The sequence below is a fragment of the Pseudarthrobacter sp. NIBRBAC000502770 genome (assembly GCF_006517815.1).
GTDB classification, from domain to species: Bacteria; Actinomycetota; Actinomycetes; order Actinomycetales; family Micrococcaceae; genus Arthrobacter; species Arthrobacter niigatensis.
In genome coordinates, this window is record NZ_CP041198.1 from 1305751 (window position 1) to 1322100 (window position 16350).

At 64.2% G+C, this 16350-nt stretch carries 13 protein-coding genes and 2 pseudogenes; 6 read left to right on the forward strand and 9 right to left on the reverse strand.

The genetic code is table 11. The features are described from left to right. Positions 1-27: 27 nt before the first annotated feature. Complete coding sequence (locus NIBR502770_RS21815) at positions 28-912, reverse strand: YegP family protein (protein WP_371416498.1); 885 nt, start codon at positions 910-912, stop codon at positions 28-30. Positions 913-1173: 261 nt separating this feature from the next. On the opposite strand from NIBR502770_RS21815, the pseudogene NIBR502770_RS06305 reads away from it, so the two are divergent. Beyond that, positions 1174-1752 (forward strand): annotated as a pseudogene (locus tag NIBR502770_RS06305) (plasmid pRiA4b ORF-3 family protein). A gap of 88 nt (positions 1753-1840) precedes the next feature. Further along, a complete protein-coding gene (locus NIBR502770_RS06310) occupies positions 1841-2416 on the forward strand; it encodes a hypothetical protein (RefSeq protein WP_141181374.1) in 576 nt (191 codons plus the stop codon). 33 nt (positions 2417-2449) lie between these two features. Here the strand turns inward: NIBR502770_RS06310 and NIBR502770_RS06315 are convergent, their stop codons facing one another. Then, on the reverse strand, positions 2450-3016 hold the full coding sequence (locus tag NIBR502770_RS06315; protein WP_141181375.1) for a recombinase family protein: 567 nt from the start codon (positions 3014-3016) through the stop codon (positions 2450-2452). Positions 3017-3231: 215 nt separating this feature from the next. Between NIBR502770_RS06315 and NIBR502770_RS06320 the strand changes: the two genes are divergently transcribed. Both NIBR502770_RS06320 and NIBR502770_RS06325 read left to right on the forward strand, forming a co-directional pair. Then, positions 3232-3534 (forward strand): DUF4193 domain-containing protein, encoded by a 303-nt coding sequence (locus NIBR502770_RS06320; protein ID WP_141181376.1) that lies wholly within the window; start codon positions 3232-3234, stop codon positions 3532-3534. Between the two features lie 67 nt (positions 3535-3601). Continuing rightward, positions 3602-3817, forward strand: a complete 216-nt coding sequence (locus tag NIBR502770_RS06325; RefSeq protein WP_141181377.1) for a hypothetical protein — start codon at positions 3602-3604, stop codon at positions 3815-3817. Positions 3818-4163: 346 nt separating this feature from the next. Here the strand turns inward: NIBR502770_RS06325 and NIBR502770_RS06330 are convergent, their stop codons facing one another. Both NIBR502770_RS06330 and NIBR502770_RS06335 read right to left on the reverse strand, forming a co-directional pair. After that, on the reverse strand, positions 4164-4349 hold the full coding sequence (locus NIBR502770_RS06330) for a hypothetical protein (RefSeq protein ID WP_141181378.1): 186 nt from the start codon (positions 4347-4349) through the stop codon (positions 4164-4166). Between the two features lie 24 nt (positions 4350-4373). Then, entirely contained in the window at positions 4374-4589 is a 216-nt protein-coding gene (locus NIBR502770_RS06335) for a hypothetical protein (RefSeq protein WP_141181379.1), read from the reverse strand. Between the two features lie 565 nt (positions 4590-5154). On the opposite strand from NIBR502770_RS06335, the gene NIBR502770_RS06340 reads away from it, so the two are divergent. Further along, positions 5155-5664: a universal stress protein gene (locus tag NIBR502770_RS06340; protein ID WP_141183346.1), complete on the forward strand. Its 510-nt coding sequence runs from the start codon at positions 5155-5157 to the stop codon at positions 5662-5664. A gap of 406 nt (positions 5665-6070) precedes the next feature. Here the strand turns inward: NIBR502770_RS06340 and NIBR502770_RS06345 are convergent, their stop codons facing one another. The 3 genes and pseudogenes from NIBR502770_RS06345 to NIBR502770_RS06355 form a co-directional block, all read right to left on the reverse strand. Next, a complete protein-coding gene (locus tag NIBR502770_RS06345; protein WP_141181380.1) occupies positions 6071-6784 on the reverse strand; it encodes a 4'-phosphopantetheinyl transferase superfamily protein in 714 nt (237 codons plus the stop codon). After that, positions 6781-8157 carry a M1 family metallopeptidase gene (locus NIBR502770_RS06350; protein ID WP_141183347.1) on the reverse strand — a complete coding sequence of 459 codons (1377 nt, stop codon included), beginning with the start codon at positions 8155-8157 and terminating at the stop codon, positions 6781-6783. Before NIBR502770_RS06350 ends, NIBR502770_RS06345 begins: the two co-directional genes overlap by 4 nt. A 38-nt stretch (positions 8158-8195) precedes the next feature. Continuing rightward, positions 8196-12109 (reverse strand): annotated as a pseudogene (locus tag NIBR502770_RS06355) (Pls/PosA family non-ribosomal peptide synthetase). Positions 12110-12936: 827 nt separating this feature from the next. Between NIBR502770_RS06355 and NIBR502770_RS06360 the strand changes: the two are divergent. After that, positions 12937-14103 (forward strand): polysaccharide deacetylase family protein, encoded by a 1167-nt coding sequence (locus NIBR502770_RS06360; RefSeq protein WP_246857420.1) that lies wholly within the window; start codon positions 12937-12939, stop codon positions 14101-14103. A gap of 39 nt (positions 14104-14142) precedes the next feature. On the opposite strand, the gene NIBR502770_RS06365 is transcribed toward NIBR502770_RS06360, so the two are convergent. Further along, positions 14143-14562, reverse strand: a complete 420-nt coding sequence (locus NIBR502770_RS06365) for an SRPBCC domain-containing protein (RefSeq protein ID WP_141181382.1) — start codon at positions 14560-14562, stop codon at positions 14143-14145. A 129-nt stretch (positions 14563-14691) separates the two neighbouring features. Continuing rightward, on the reverse strand, positions 14692-16341 hold the full coding sequence (locus NIBR502770_RS06370) for a SulP family inorganic anion transporter (protein ID WP_246857421.1): 1650 nt from the start codon (positions 16339-16341) through the stop codon (positions 14692-14694). Positions 16342-16350 lie beyond the last annotated feature (9 nt).

Here is a 16350-nt window from a genome sequence, read left to right on the forward strand (position 1 = left end):
TAGGCTCGGTTGCCCCGTCGGCGCCGTTCAGAGCATCGACTGTGCGCCGCGTCGGCTTAACATCAGCACCCGGGGGTGCGGACCTTGAACCACCCGTGCTTCAGCCCCCCTGCACGAGAATTCCTCAACACACCGGGAGGGCTTTTTCGCGCAGAAAGTCCATGGGTGCTCCCAGCTGAAGCACTCTGAAAGCATTCCTGGCCGGGACTGCTGAGCGTTGTGGGCGCACTGACCAGGACGCAGCCCCCGCTTCGGAGTCCACGCGTTCAGCTCGTCCAATCTTTCTGTGACGGCCAGATCCCAGTGGCAGAAGTCGTCACAGGCCAGGCCAGACGGTGCGTACTGCGCCGGCACATACTGTCGGGAGACACCCCATTTGCAGGCATTCCCCCGCCTATTTTGAAACGCCGACAATGAAGACTCTGTAAAGCTGGCAGAAAAGGGGCAGTGGGAGCCCTCTCCGGCGCTCAGGAGAGGTTGTGTATTGCCCCGGCCCAGCGGGGGCTTGAGACGGCCCTGCGAACCGCCCTGGCGCGCGTGGAAGTCGATCTTTGGGGCACGTAGGGAGTCGTCCGTCGCGGCGGGGTCATCGTGGATCTGGGGCGGTGCGGAATTGGTGGTCGTTGTCGAGTGGTCGGTAATTAGTCCCATTCCGGCGTACTCGCGGACGGCGGCGATGCCTGCCACGGCGTCGGTCTTGGTGTCGAAGGGCCTGGAGACGGCCATGATGGTGCCGTCCGGGGCTGTGAGTCGGAACCTGAAGGCTGATTCTGCATCGATAAACAGTTCGAACATTCCTGCCATTGCGATCCTTTCGGTTTGCGGGATCCCGAGGGCTGCGTCCTTGCTGCCAGTAGGCGCAAGGCGTCTTTGCCTGCGCTTTTCGAGGTGTTTCCCGCTCCAAATTTTCATCAATTCAGCATGCGTTCCCCGAGTCTTTCGCAGGGACGCCTGTCGGCGCAAGGTTTCGCCTGTTATCCAGCCGAAGTGACCCTCCTCTCGGGAGCAGCCCAAAGACACCAACTCCTACCGGACCGAATGCGACACTGATAGCCAACGTTCTGTACGGCTGGAGTTCCACAGCATGGGAGACGCCTCGTTCCCGAGGCATGCTTGCGGAGGCTGAAAGAATGGCCTGCATGAACGCTGCTGCCGTGATGAGCGCGAGTCGACATCGAGCCACAAATCTGGCGCCAGCTTGAAGTCCGGGGCTCCTTTACTCTCGACCGGATCCACAAGATCCTGCAAATTGCCTTGGGCTGAGAGGACATCCACCTGCACAGGTTTACAGCCGATGACCCCTTCGCGCCGTTGAGGCCAGTGGATGGGCACATTCCAGAGACGCCGCAATGGCTTCCCCGGCAGGAGTGCGACGAACCGGACGACAGGCCAGAGGAAGATCTAACCCTTGCTCAACTGCTGGCGCTGGGCGATGGCGCGGCCTTTTATGAGTACGATTTCGGCGACAGCTGTCTGCACAGGCTTGAGCTGGTTTCGCAACACTCGACGGGCGAACACACGCCGCCGGCCCGAGTTCTCGACGGTGCCCGCCGCGGACCGCTGGAAGACTCTGGAGGATTCCCAGGGTATGAAGTGATCCTGGAGGCCCTGGCCGACCCGACCCATCCAGACCACGCAGGGCACGCAGAGTGGGTCGCAGAGAGCACCGGCTCAACAGAACCTTATGATCCCGCCTTCCTGGACATCCCGGCCTTGAATCAAGCGCTGGCCGCACAGGTTCAAGCCTCCTAAACACAGCTAACCGCGATTCGGTCAAGGCGTTCAGCACGCATCTTTGCCCCAGCCGGGAGGGAGGGTCGCATGCCGCTAGCATCGGGGCATGAGCCATGAAGACAACTACGTCCAGCGCGCCCTGGAGGTAGGGGAGAGGCTGACAGGTTTGAGCTTGGAGCAGCTGGGGTTTGAACCGCGGTTGGAGGATCTGACGGCGGAGCAGCGCAGCCTGCTTTGCCCCGATGACATCGAGTGGATGGACTCGATCACCCCCGAGGTTCGGGACAGAAGCCTGTTTCAGGCAAGACTGCTGGCCGGTGCTTTATGGGAGGCCTCTGCCGTCCTGATCGATCAGCTTTTTGAGGATCTGGCCGGCCTGAGAAAGCTTCACTCAATTGACCGCGAGGACATCGCTAGTACTTCGGTCCTGTCCTGGCTGCCGCCCAGGCTCGCTCATAAATACGATGTCGGCTTTGTTCAGAGGTTCCTCGTGGTTGCCGCGGACATGACCGGGGCGTTGGTGCGGGGATGGGGCCGCCCTTCCTGCGTGGCACAGGAGCTGGCGCTGCGCTGCCCTCTTGATCAGGTCGAAGTCATTCAGGATTCCTACGATCTGGACTTGGCTGACGACTGGCGGGGCCTGACCGAAGTTCCATACATAACCCGGCAGGGTAAACCTTGAGGTTGGCTGGGAAAGCTGGGGAGGGTAAGGGGTTTACTTCAACGCCGCTTGGCGAAGGTACTGGTAGACCGTTTCCCTGCTGATTCCGTAGTCACGGGCGAGGACGACCTTTGGAACGCCGCTGTCGGCGCGCTGAACCAGCTCTGCCGCCCGTTCCGGCGTCAGGGTCTTTTTCCGCCCCTTATACGCGCCACGTTGCTTGGCCAGCGCGATGCCCTCGCGTTGGCGTTCCCTGATCAGAGAGCGCTCAAATTCGGCGAAGGCGCCCATGACTGAGAGCATGAGGTTGGCCATGGGGGAGTCCTCGCCGGTGAAGACGAGCTGTTCTTTGACGAACTCCACCCGCACCCCTCGCTTGGTGAGTCTCTGCACCAGGGCACGCAGGTCATCGAGGTTTCGGGCGAGCCGGTCCATGCTGTGCACGACTACCGCGTCCCCGTCGCGGACGAACCGCAGCAGCTCCGTTAGCTGCGGCCGAGCGGTGTCCCGGCCGGAAGCCTTGTCGGTGAAAACCCGGTCCAGGACCTGGCCGTCGAGCTGGCGGACCCCATTCTGATCCACGGTACTCACCCGCACATAGCCGATGCGCTGACCATTCACGGCGACCTCCAATGCTCGACTTGTGAGAACGAGTGTCAGGGTCCCCCAACGAACACGTCAAGACGCTCCGCTGCCCGGCGTCGCCCATACGTGCAAGAACAGCGGGCTCTCCGGGGGACCCATTGCTTGCCGTACGGGACAAGCCCGAGATGGTGTACGTTGCTCTCTGGTCAGGACAGCAACCGGCACCACAGAAGAAAAGAGAACCGCCAAAAGTGGCTACCGATTACGACGAAGTCCGTTCCGACGTCAAGGAATCCCAGGACAACTCGCTGGAGGCGCTGAAGTCCGCCAGCGCCCCGGATGCCCGCAGCGTCGTCACCGAACTGGACGAAGCCGACGCCCTGGACGAAGGGCTGACCCCGGGCGGGGAAATCGTCTCCGAGGAACTCATCGTCCAGGTCATCCCGCAGGGCAAGGACGAGTTCACCTGCTCATCCTGCTTCCTGGTCCGGCACCGGTCCCAGCTCGCCCGCGAAGACAAGGGCCGCTCCTACTGCATCGAGTGCGAAGGCTGACGGACTGCAGCAGCGCCGGCTTGCCCGATGGCCGACGGCAGACCTGGCCGCCGCCGCTGCGGGCACTTTGCTGGCCGTTACCGCCTGGCGGGTACTGGCGAACGCATTCTCCCTGAACGAGGCCTTCATACCGGCCGTCAGCGTGGCGGACGCAGTGTGCCTGATCGCGGGGGCCCTGCCGCCGGCCGTCGTCGCATCCGTCGACCGGGAGTTGCGGCGTCGAACCCTTCCGGCGCTTGCAGGCGGTCCGGTCGCCTTCATTGTCAACGTCATCATCCTCTGACCGAAACGAGAGAGCCACGAAAACCCCGCACCACACGCAGGACGGCGAAGACCGTGGTCATCGCCGCTGGGACGTTGGCCCTGCTGCCGTTGACCCAGGTCCGGGAATCTCGCGGCGACCGGGGCGGGCGAGAACTCTAAGAAACGGAGTCCGCGGACTCAGCACAAATAAATCGACAAGTGCTTACGTCTTCACCTGTCAGCCTGGTCATCAGATGCGTAAGCCTGTGTGGCGACTCCAAGGACAAGGTCCCAAGGGGGCTTTCGGATGTCTGGCACCATGCATTGCGTCAAGACCTTTCGCGGGGTCGCCGGGTCTGGCCGTGACGGGACCATCGCGGGGTGCGCTACAGTACCTGGTCGAGTAGTTCAGCGCGGTATTTGACAGCGTTGACAAAGTCGTCCAGTTCCTGCCGCACATCGTGAGGAGGTCCGTGCGCTAAGCGGGCCACGAAGCCCGTAAAGTCTTCCTCCACACAAAAATGGGTGAGGTCCGCTTGTGGTGTGAGCGTGAAGGTGCGGATGACATCCATCAGGCCAAGGGGTAGGCCGGACGTTCAGCGCATCGCTTGTCCGGTAAGGTGCATCACGCAGGTGCGAATGGTCCGGGTATTTGTTCTGGCGGTTTTGATTCGGATCACGTTTCCGTCGACGGGTTCGCCGTCGATCCACGTAATTGCCGATGGCCACACGATGAAGTTACCGGCGTCCGTGATGATCTCCCAGACGGTGGCGGAGCGGGCTTTGATCAGAGCGGCTGCTGCAAAGGACATATCCCGTTAGATTAGCCGTTCCGAGGCCGCGGTGCCGCTGGTTGAGGCAATTGAGGCCAGATGCTTTGGGCCCTATCGTCCGCGGCACAGAACCTAGCTGGAGACGGCGGGGCGCCCCGGGCCCTTCCGCAGCGTCAAGCGTCAAGTTGCGGGATCCCATTGCAGCCCCCATACACCAGACGTAAGGCTGCCTTATTCAGTTCGAGACGTCCCGTTCCTCAGTCAGCCCGCACCGGACCTCCTCGCGCAATGCGTGTTCACGAACGGTCGTAAGCAGCTTCCAGCTGATTGTTCATGCTTCCGGTCACTAGCTGTGACCGTTCTCGCAAAATCTGTGCCGCGATGCTCCATAATGATCCTCGAGTGGGAAGCATCGTGCGGGAAGGGGTCGGCCGAAGCCGCCCAGTTTGTCCACATCACCGTACGGTCCTGCGATAAACGGTCACTTGACGCACGCTACAGGACAGCACCCCTGGGACGCGCTGGCACCGTTATTTGATCGCATTCTGCTCGGCGGATGGTCTGGTGGGACGAGAATGGGCACGTTTGGAGGGAGGAATAGATGATGCAGGGGTCGGATCCATCTTCCGCAGATGCCTGGAACGCCTCTTCCCCTATCGGGCCTGTAGTCCTTGGGGTTCCTTGGCGGGTGCCTCACCTGCTGGTTCAGACCGCGGCAAAGTTTGCTGCCGACCTGAGTGTCCACTTGGTGTGTGCTTATATCGAACCGTCCGGTGTTCTGACGGAGTGGGACCCGTACCAGTCGCGGACTGCGGCGTCCCTCGATCCGACCGTCAATGAAGAGGCGATGTACCCCGCCAGTTCAGTTACGGCCCGACTCTCAGAAATACTTGGGCCGCCCGGAACGCATTGGTCCTTCCGAGAGCTTCGCGGTGACATCAGCGCAGCGCTGTCCAGACTGGCCGACAGCTCCGACGCATGCATTCTGGTGGTCGGTAACGGGCGCGAAGGTCTTTTCGCGCAACTCAACCGGATAATTGAAGGTCCTGTAGCCTCCAGGCTTACCCGAACCCAGAACAGGCCCGTCCTAGTCGTTCCCGAGCATCGAAGCTAGCCTCATCAGGGCCAGCGCGCATGCGCCCGGCCGCGGTCTTCCTGTGGATTGCTCCAGCCGCACTACGAGCAGCGGTTCTCTGGTGCCGCCAAGTATGTCGGTGCTCACCAACTGACATATGTGGCGGTCCCCTCGCTGAGCCCTTGCGAAGTGAACAGGGACGGTGAAAATCCGAACGTCAGCACGTGATGAGGTCGAGGTCTACCTCACGAAGTTGTTGCTACCGAATCATTGTCCCGGGGGGCCTCGCAACGTGCGGCGTCGTCCAACCTGACAGGCTACCGAAGTAGACCGGACCATGGGATATTCGGGATTCCGGACATTCTGACCTGCGGTTGGCGCCATAGCGATCCGCCCGAACACGAAGCAATCCGCCTTCCACACCTTGGCATCCACAAGTGCCGGGCTAGTCCGACTTGCCGCGATGATGTTGCCGTATCGCGACTGAGGCGGCGAAGTCTTCCGGAAGACCAACCTCGGCAGGCCCTAGGTCTTCTATGTTCCACAGTTCCTGTTCCGGCCGGCCGAGCCCAATTGGGGTTGATCCTGACACGTCAAGCAGCGATGGGGTTGTTGCCATGCCTGTGCCGAGTGCTTTGAGGACAGCTTCCTTGCGGACCCAGAGCCGGGTCTGGAAGGTCGTTCTCGATGCAGGGGGCAGCTTTCGCAGCTGTCGGCGCTCATTCGCCGTCATCGCGACAAACTGGAATCCCGCAAAGTCGGCCGCGGCTCCGTTCTCGATGTCCAGTCCGACATCGGCGATGTTCTCATCGAGGCTGGCGCCGAGGAGGCACCAGTTCCCGTACCTGCTGAGGCTGACGTGCAGGCTGCCGGTATATGACGGGAGCTGATACTGAGGGATTCCGTGTCCGTGATCGCTTCGGTTGCTGCAGGATGGACAAAAGTAGGTTGCCTTGAGGGCGCCGGGATTGTCACCGGTGATGGCGCTGATGTGAAGGCGCAGCGCTATGCGGCCGGCCACGAACCGGTCCCGCAGGGCTGGGAAGCGGAACGTGTTGGCCCTAATAATCTCCGCTTCGTCCAGGATATGTATGAGGCCAAGGTCGACGTCGGACAGCCGCACCGCTGCCAGGGAGAGCCCATGAATGGTGGGTGTCATGGTAGCGGAGGCAGTGCTGCCCGGTAGAGCCAGGGGGTGAATATGGTGCGGGCGTTGAATCCGGGGAGTTCGACGAAGGCCCGGTCCGCCGTGTCCATGAGGTCGGCTGTGGTGACTCCGCCATGGCGGTAGCTGTCCGCCCAGCTGCGAAGGAACTCGAAGAACGGTACGTCGCCGGACGCGCGCCGCAGGGCGTGGAGGGCCAGGGCGCCGCGTTTGTAGACCCGGTCATCGAACATGAGCTCGGGGGATGGGTCGCCCACGAGCAGATCCTGGGCTTGGGAGGAGAGTCCCTGCCACGCGGCCGTTGCCCGCTGCTGAGCTGTTGCTTGTCCCGAGGCCTCGGACCAGATCCACTCGGCGTAGCACGCGAAGCCCTCGTGCAGCCAGATGTCAGCCCAGGTCTTGACGGTTAGGGAGTTCCCGAACCATTGGTGGGCCAGTTCGTGGGCGATGAGCCGCTGGTCGTTCCACTGCTGGCTGAGGTGGTTTGGTCCAAAAACGGCCAGTGACTGGGCTTCCAAGGGGATTTCGAGGTCGTCATCCGCCACGACCACTGTGTAATTGGCGAACGGGTATGGGCCGAAGCAGGCCTCGAAGCTTTCCATCATCTGACCCTGGCGGCCCAGGGCTGCAGCGGCGGATGCCATGAGTGCAGGAGGCGCCGCGATGTACTGCGGTACAGGGCCGCGGCTGCCGTGCGGGGCATCTGCCCGGTGCGCCGGGTCATGGGTTTGGAAGGCCAGGGGACGTAGGTCGTAGCGGCCAATCTGCACGGTCGCAAGATAGGTGGCCATGGGCTCGGCCTGTTCAAAGACCCAGGTTTCGCGGCTGGCTTTGGCATGCCGCGAGACCAGCACCCCGTTGCAGATCACCCGATAGTTGGCCTCGGTGGTAACGGTGTACCCGAAGCTGGCCTTCTGGCTGGGGTGGTCGTTGCAGGGAAACCACGACGGCGCACCGGTGGGCTGCCCGGCTACCAGGACGCCGTCGGTAAGTTCTTCCCATCCGACGTCGCCCCAGTTGCCACGCAGGGGCCCGGGCGTGCCGTCGTAGCGGATGTCCAGGCTGAAGTCCGTCCCGGTGGCCAAGGGACGTGCCGGGATGATGATGAGCTGGTTTCCGCGCTGGCTGAACCGCTGGACCCGCTGTCCGTTGAGTTGGACTTTCAGGACGCGCAGGCCAGCCAGATTCAGGACTATTCTGTCCAATGGAGCGCAGGACTGCGCGGTGATCGCGGCGTGACCGGACAGGCGGTTGGTGGTGACCCGGTAGTCCAGGTAGAGCTCGTAGCGGGAAACCCGGTAGTCCGCGGACCCGTGCCCGGGTGTGTAGGGATCAGGCAGCGGGCAAGAGGCAGGGGCTGAGCTCAACCCGCTTGCCGGGCCCGGCGAATGCTCGTGGTGCGCGGTCACTGTCGCTGGGCCTCCCGGGCAGGAAAAGTGGTGGCGGGGGAGGTCCACGGGCTGACCGGGTTGCCGATCCAGTAGCTGGCCGCCGGAACGGTTTCACCCCGCATCACCAAAGATGCCGGCCCAACGGTACCGCCGGCACCAATCCGGGCAGCCGGCAGGATGACCCCGTGCGGACCCATGGTTGCCCCCGGTTCCAGCGTAACGGTATCGATGCTCATCACGCGGTCGTGAAAAAGGTGGGTCTGGATAACGCAGCCGCGGTTGACGGTTGAGTTCGCGCCGAGCGAGACCAGGTCCGCTTCCGGCAACCAGTAGCTCTCGCACCAGGCGCCGGGACCGATGGTGGCCCCGAGGCCGCGCAGCCACCAGACCAACGCAGGGGTACCCGCAGCGGCACGGGCAAACCAGGGAGCGGTCACCATTTCAATGAAGGTGTCCACCACCTCGTTGCGCCAGATAAATGAACTCCACAACGGGTGCTCGCTTGCCTCGATCTTCCCCACGAGCAGCCATTTGGCTGCCACCGAACTTGCCGCGGCCACACCGCCCGCGGCGAGCAGCACGGGCGCCCCGAGCAGCGCGGCGGCGGCGTATCCGGCGAAGCCTGCCACCCAGTCCAGGACCACCAGAATGGCTATCGCAATAGCGGCCGTGAGGACCACCGGAACGGCGCGGCACAGTTCCCAGCACGCCCGGTAAATTTTAAGCCGGAGAGGAGGGTTGAACGTCAGGCTCTGATCCATCTCCATCCGTGCCCGGCGCAGCCGCACGGGCGGGCTGCCCAGCCAGGATGTCCCGGACTTCGCCTTCGCCGGCGTCGCTGACAGCACCGCGACCAGGGAATTTTTGGGCACGCTTCGTCCAGCGCCCGTCATCCCCGAGTTGCCCAGGAAAGCGCGTTTGCCGATCTTCGCCGGAGCGATCCGCATCCAACCGCCGCCGAGTTCATAGGAGGCGATCATCGTGTCGTCGGCCAGGAAGGCCCCGTCCCCGACGGTAGTCATGGAGGGCAGCAGGAGCACCGTTGACGCCTCGACGTTCCGTCCCACCTTTGCCCCGAGCAGCCGCAGCCAGACCGGGGTAAACAGGCTTGCGTACAGGGGAAAGAGCAGGTCCCGTGCCATATCCAGTAGCCGCTCGGTGGCCCAAACCCGCCAGCCAGTGAAGCTACGCACACGGTAACGGCCTTCGCGAAGTCCAAGGCCAAGCAAACGGACGACGACGGCGGTCAGGGTCATGTTGGACAGGAACCACAGCGATGCTGCCAAAGGGACCGCCCACAGTAGCCGGACACCCGACGAGAACAGAGACTCGCCCCTCGGATGGCGGCGATGACGGGCAGCGCGCCCACAGCGGCAGAGACGAACGGAATGAGCGCCAGCAGCCCTGCGGCCAGCGCGTAGGCGGCAAACGCCAGCACGGTCTTCAGGCCCGACGGCGGCCGTGCGGGCCAGTTTTGTTCGGCTTTGCCCAGGCGCTGGGCGGGAGAGCCCGCGAAGCGCTGGTTTGCCTTGACCTTGCCCAGGACGGCCGAGCCCGGGGCTACTTCCGCGCCGGCACCGATCCGCGCACCCGGCATCAGGGTGCTCCGCGACCCGACTGTGGCACCCGGGCCGACCCGGACATGGCCGATGTGTACCAGGTCGCCGTCGATCCACCAGCCCGAAAGGTCCACTTCGGGTTCGATCGAGCAACCGGAGCCCAGGCTCAACATGCCGGTGACTGGCGGGATGGAATGAAGGTCAACGTCCTTGCCCACCTTGGCGCCAAGGGCACGGGCGTAGTACGGGACCCAGGGGGCTCCGGCGAGGCTGACCGCCCCGGAAAGATCCGCGATGTGTTCAGCGAGCCACAGTCTCAGGTGGACTTTTCCCGAGCGGGGATAGCTGCCGGGAACCACACCGCGGAGCAAGAGGCGGGCCGCCGCTACGGAGACTGCCATGCGGCCCAGCGGGCTTACAAAAACCACCCAGGAGGCCAGGACCCACCACCAGGACACGGTCGGGGCGCCGGTCAGCACACCCCACATGGAAAGGACGTTGTTGATGGTCATCAGGTAGGTGAGCCAGCGCATCGATACGAGCACGTGCAGCGGGAACCCGGCTACGAACTGGAACACCTGGGACTTCCGGGCGGTGGGCCGCACCTGACGTTCGGCCAGCGGGGAAGCCTCCATGCCGCCGTCGGGCATTGAAAGCCTGGCGTACTCGATCAAGGCGCCCAACCGCGGGCGCGCGTAAACGTCCGCCACCGCAATGCTGGGATACCGCACCCGGAGAGCCGAGACGAGCCGGGCAGCGGTCAGGCTGCCGCCGCCATAGGCGAAAAAATCAGCGTCCAGGCTGTCGGGCGGGGTCCCCAGAACATCCACCCATTGCTGCACAATCCACGCTGTCGGACCGTCCAGGTCCGGCATCGCAGGTTCCCCAGCCTCTGAGGTGAGCGGCCAGGGCAGGGCGTGACGGTCTACCTTCCCACTGGTTTTCACAGGAAGGCCATCGATCACGGTGAGCAAGGGAATTAAGGCCGCGGGCAGCTGAGTGGCCAGCAGGTCGCGTGCCTGCTCCAGGTTCGCGGCCGTCCCCGGTGCCGGCACGAGGTAGCCCACGAGGACCTGGCTCCCAGCGGCGGTGTCCTTCACTGCGGCCGCCGCCCCTTGGATACCGGGCAAGGACTGGAGGGCCGCGTCGATTTCTCCGAGTTCGATCCGTCGGCCGCCGAGTTTCACCTGCTCATCGGCGCGGCCCACGAAGACCAGGCCCTCGCTTTCGTACCGGACCAAGTCCCCGCTGCGGTATGCACGGTCCCAGCCGAGGGTCTCCATAGGCGCATACTTCTCCGCGTCCTTGGCCGGATCCAGATACCGGGCAAGACCAACTCCGCCAATGATCAATTCACCTGTCCCGCCTTCGCTGACGGGGATCCCAGAAGGATCAACGACGGCGAGATCCCACCCGTCCAGCGGCAGGCCGATCCGCACGGGTGCGCTCCCGTCCATCCGGGCGGCGCAGGCCACAACGGTCGCCTCCGTGGGTCCGTATGTGTTCCAGACTTCGCGTTCGTCCACGGCGAGCCGGGCAGCCAGTTCGGGCGGGCACGCCTCACCGCCGAAGATCAGAAGCCGGACCGCTTCAAGCGACTCGGCCGGCCAGAGGCCGGCCAGAGTAGGGACGGTGGAAACGACAGTGATCCCATTCGTGATCAGCCATGGCCCCAGATCCATCCCGGTCCGGACCAGTGACCGGGGAGCAGGCACCAGGCATGCCCCGTTACGCCAGGCCAGCCACATCTCCTCGCAGGAGGCATCAAACGCCACGGACAGGCCGGCCAGCACGCGGTCCGTGGAGTTCACTGGATTCGCGGGGAGGAACAACCGCGCCTCGGCGTCCACTAAAGCGGCGGCCGACCGGTGGGTCACCGCGACGCCCTTGGGCCTGCCCGTGGAACCGGAGGTGAAGATCACCCACGCGTCATCCTCGACCCGGGGCCGCCGGGGTGCCGCGAAGGGTTTCCCCCTGCCGGGAACAGCGGAAATCCCGCCGTCGCGCAGGATAGCCGCCACGCCCGCTTCTCCAAAGACGAGACTGGCCCTCTCCTCCGGGTCATCCGCATCCACCGGTACGTATGCTGCGCCCACCAAAAGTGTGCCGAGAATTGCTATGTAGAGTTCATTGGTTCCGGATGGAATCCGGATCCCCACCTTGTCTCCGGCACCGATCCCGTTCCGGTGCAGGCGGAGGGCATATTCCTTTGCCGCCGAATGCAGGTCGGCATAACTTAACGAGACCCGTCCGTCATCCAAAGCCGAAGCATCAGGAAACCGCCGTGCCGTCTCCTCAAAGACCTGAACCAGTGTGCGGGGCGGGGCGGCCTTCCCGGCGGCACCCAGCTGGGGCAAGTACGCTGCCACACGTCTATTCTGACCGGGAACCAGCCCTCGGGCACTCTCGACAGAAGCTGCCTGTTTCCCGGCCGGTCCCGTCAGATCAGAAACATTCACTGCGCGAATTTACTCCGTCGCGGTGAACGGACGGTGAACAGCTTCGGCCGGGAAAGCCGGCAGCATCATCCGCGATGAGTCGAGGAATGGGGAAAGCTCCTTCGGCTAGGAGAAATTCGAATAGTTCAGCACGGAAATTGACTGCTTCGATGTAGGACTCAAAGCACGAGCCGGTGGATGTCAGCTAGCGCTTACTCGGTAGCTCATGGAGGGCGGTCCTCGTGTCGATTTTGGTTATTTGCTGGCTGCGGGTTCGTGCGCGGGCTTTGTTCATGTTCTGTTGGGGGCGATCGTTTATGATGCCGGTATTCTGATTGTTCTCGGGTTGTGGGATCAGCTGCACGGTGGACCTGGTTTCGGGGCCGCGCGGCCGTCAACCGACTTGAAACTCCGAGGAGTTTGTTTCGTTGGCAAGGCAAAACCCATGGCTCCGGCGCGGGCCGGTCGCGGCTGCCGCGCTGATCGCGGTGGGCTGGTTAGGTGCGCTGGGGCTTGTTTGCGCCGGCGACCGTGTTACCGGATCTCCGGTGGCCTTGCAGCGATCGCAGGCAACCGTGACGATCGACGGGAATTTGCCGGCGCTGCCGCGGCCCCCGCGGCCCCCGCTGTCGGAGGTGTTCAGGGCCCCTGTTGCTGTGCAGGGTGGCTACCGGATGTCGTTGACCGCGAATGTCGGCGGACGCCGGGTGAAGGCGTCCTGGGCGTACGTGGACGGGATACCTGGCTTGAATGGGCACTTGGATTCGTGGCTGCTGGGCGTCCTGGACACCGCAGCGGCCCCTGGCGGCGGCCGCTATCGCCCGGCGATGGCATTGAATACGTCACCGCCCCGGGTCCCGGCCCTCACAGTTTCGGCGGAGCCCGTGTTGACGGCAGGAACTGTCGTTGTCTTCCGGGAAGAAACGGTTGATACGGGCTCGGATGGATCCCGGTCCGGGAGTTCGGCGACCGTCTACGCCGACATGGTTTCGGGAGAAGTTCGTCGTGGTGCCGAGCTGCTGCGGTCAGAGGCCCTGGACGGCATCCGATCGAGGGTGACTGGTGTCCCGGCCGGCATCGCCGGCCCACCGTCGCAAGCTCTGGCTTTGAATGATGTGGTGCTGGATGTTTCCGGCGACCTTCATATCAGCACGGAGCACCCGGCAGGCCGCGGCCAGGCCAGGCAGGGAACAACCATCGGTGCGCGGGACGCCGATGCGATGTTGAGTGAGGTTGGCCGAAGAGTTTTGGGCGGGTTGCGGGCCGCTCCGGTGTCCCCGCCGGCTGTGCCGCCGGCGCAGCGACACGTCAACTGTGATCTGGTCCCGTGCGCGGCGTTGAGCTATGACGACGGACCTGATGCCAGGACAACACCCCAGCTGCTGGCCATCCTCAAAGAGAAGAACGTGCAGGCGACATTCTTCATGACCGGCTCCAACGCGACCGCCAATCCGGCCATCGCCAGGCAGGTCGCGGACGCCGGGCACAGTATAGGCAACCACACCTTCAGCCACCCTTATCTGACCAAGCTGTCGCCGGCGGCGGTCCGGAGCGAAATTGACCGGACCGATGCCGCGCTCCGGGCTGCGACGGGCTCGGTCCCGGCGTTGATGCGGCCGCCGTACGGGGCCGCGGACGCTGCAGTCCAGATGGCGGTGGGTAAGCCGTTGATTCTTTGGGCGGTCGACTCGCTCGACTGGCAGAGCAAAAACCCGGGGGTGTTTGTCCCGAAAATCCTCAAGGAAATCACCCCGGGCGCGGTGGTGCTGATGCATGATGTGGACCCCACGACGATCGCGGGCCAGCAGGAACTGATCACGACCCTGCAAACCCAGGGCTACCACCTGGTGACCGTCCCGCAGATGTTCGAAGGAACACCGCTGACTCCCGGGCATGTCTACCGGTCACGGCCGGAACGCAAATAACCGCCTGGATGGATCCCGGCCGGCCCGGGGGAGGGGGGGTCAGCCGAACAATTCGGCGCGGGCTTTCACGGCCTGGACGTATTTGGTGAAGGATTGCTGGGCATCGGGGACGGGCTTTGCGAGGAGACCGGCGAGGGGACCGGTGTGTTCTTCGGTCACGCGCAGGTGCGTCATCGCCGCTTGAGGGGAGAGGGTGAACGTCCGGACGTTCTTGTAGAGCCCGAGCGGCAGGCCGCCGGTCCAGGTCATCACCTCGCCCGGGATTTGTTCCACACGGAGCCGGTACCGGCGGTCGCCGCTGCTGGTCGTCCGGACGCGGATGGTGCTTCCGTTGCGGACCTCCCCGTCGATGTCGGTGATCCCTGAGTCCCACACGGTGTAGTTGCCCGCGTCGGTGAGGATTTCCCATACGGTGGAGCTCCGGGCGTTGATCAGTGTCGCGGCCTCAAGAATGTGCATGATGCTCACGGTAACTGCAGACACCCTCCGGACGGTGGGGTTTGGGCCGCCGGATGGTGAATATCACCCGATATGTTGCACACCTCCTGTCGGCTCACCGTTTCCGTTGGAACGAGCGCACCGCCTGGGTCACTGTGGGGTAGAAGTGCTCCGGTGTGAAGCGGGAGCCCATGCCGTATTGCAGGAGTCTATCTTTGACCGGTCCTTGAGCTCGGCGAATACCAGGTCCACGCCGTGCCGGGCCAGCCATTCGTCAAGCTGCACCAGTTCGTCCAGGGCCGTGGTGTCTATTCCCGTTACGGGTTCGGCTGCGAGCACTACGCGTTCGGTGCCTGGCGGTGCCGCGTCCGTGGTGTCCCGCACGAAGGTTCGCAGGAGGGCGCCGTTTCCGAAGAACAGCGGTGCGTCGAAGCGCAGGATCAGCAATCCGGGGATGCGGTCGCCTTCCGGATGGCGGCTCGCATCGTGGTAGCCGGGGATTCCGCGGACATCTACGAGTTCGGCGCGGTACGGGTCCCAGGCCCGCCGCAGGAAGTCCAGTATCGCGAGGCTGACGGCGACGGCGATGCCCGGGAGGACGCCCAGGACCGTGACCCCCAGGAAGGCGGCAAGCATTACCAGTGATTCGCTGCGGCTCATGCGGATGAGCCGGCGCACGCCGGCGGGGTCGGCTATTCCTGCGGCAGCGGCGATGACGATGGCGGCGAGGGTGGTTGCGGGCAGGAATTCGGTGGCGTCGGGTGCGATGCGCATGAAGCCGAGCACCAGGATGGCGCCGACAACTCCGGTGAGTTGGGTTTTTGATCCGGACTCTACCGCTACGGGCGTCCGCGAGGCGCTGGCAGAGACGGGGAAGCCTCCCAGCAGCCCGCTGGCGGCGTTCGCTGCGCCGAGGGCTGCCATTTCGTGGTTGCCGGAGACCTTGCTGTCTTCCGCCGCGGCCAAGGACTGGGACAGGGTTCCGGTGTCCACGAAGACGATCAGGGTGATGGCCGCCGCGGCCGGCAGGAGGGCCACTACATCTGCCCAGCCGAGGCCGCCGAGTGCCGGTGCCGGCAGCCCTTGCGGGAGGGCGCCGGTGACTTTGAGCTGGTCGTGGAGCCCCAGCACGGCAACGGCAACGCAGGAGGTGACGACGGCGATGAGCACGCCCCGGATCCTCCATTTCAGCATGCGGGGAATCAGGATGAGCACCAGGGAGGCCAGCCCGACCGCTACGGCGGTCGGATTGGTTTCGCCGGCAAGAACCCGGGGCGCCGCCGCAAGGAGTTTCTCCCAGGGTGATCCGCTTTCCACGGAGATCCCCAGGAGGGTGGGCAGCTGGGACACCGTGACCAGCAAGGCGATGCCGTTGAGGTAGCCGAGCCGGATGGGCTTCGAGAGCAGTCCTGTTACGAGTCCTAATCTCAGCGCCGATCCGACCAGCATCATGGCTCCGATCAGGATCGCCAGGAGGCCCGCCAGTGCGACGAATTTTTGTTCGTTGGCTGCGGCCAGTGGAACTAGGGCGGCGACGATCATCGGGGCCAGCGCGGAATCCGGTCCCAATATGAGAACGCGGGAGGGCCCCACTGCTGCGTAGACAATGAGGGGGACCACGGTGGCGTAGAGGCCGGTCACCGGCGGAAGGCCGGCCGCCTGGGCGTAGGCCATGCCCGCGGGGACCAGCACCGCGAAGAGCGCGGCGCCTGCCACCACGTCGTGCCGCAGCCACTCGATCTTGTAGCCACGCAGGACCGGCGGAAGCCGCCAAGGTCGGATCCTCCCGGAGCGGCTCATGGTCAGATC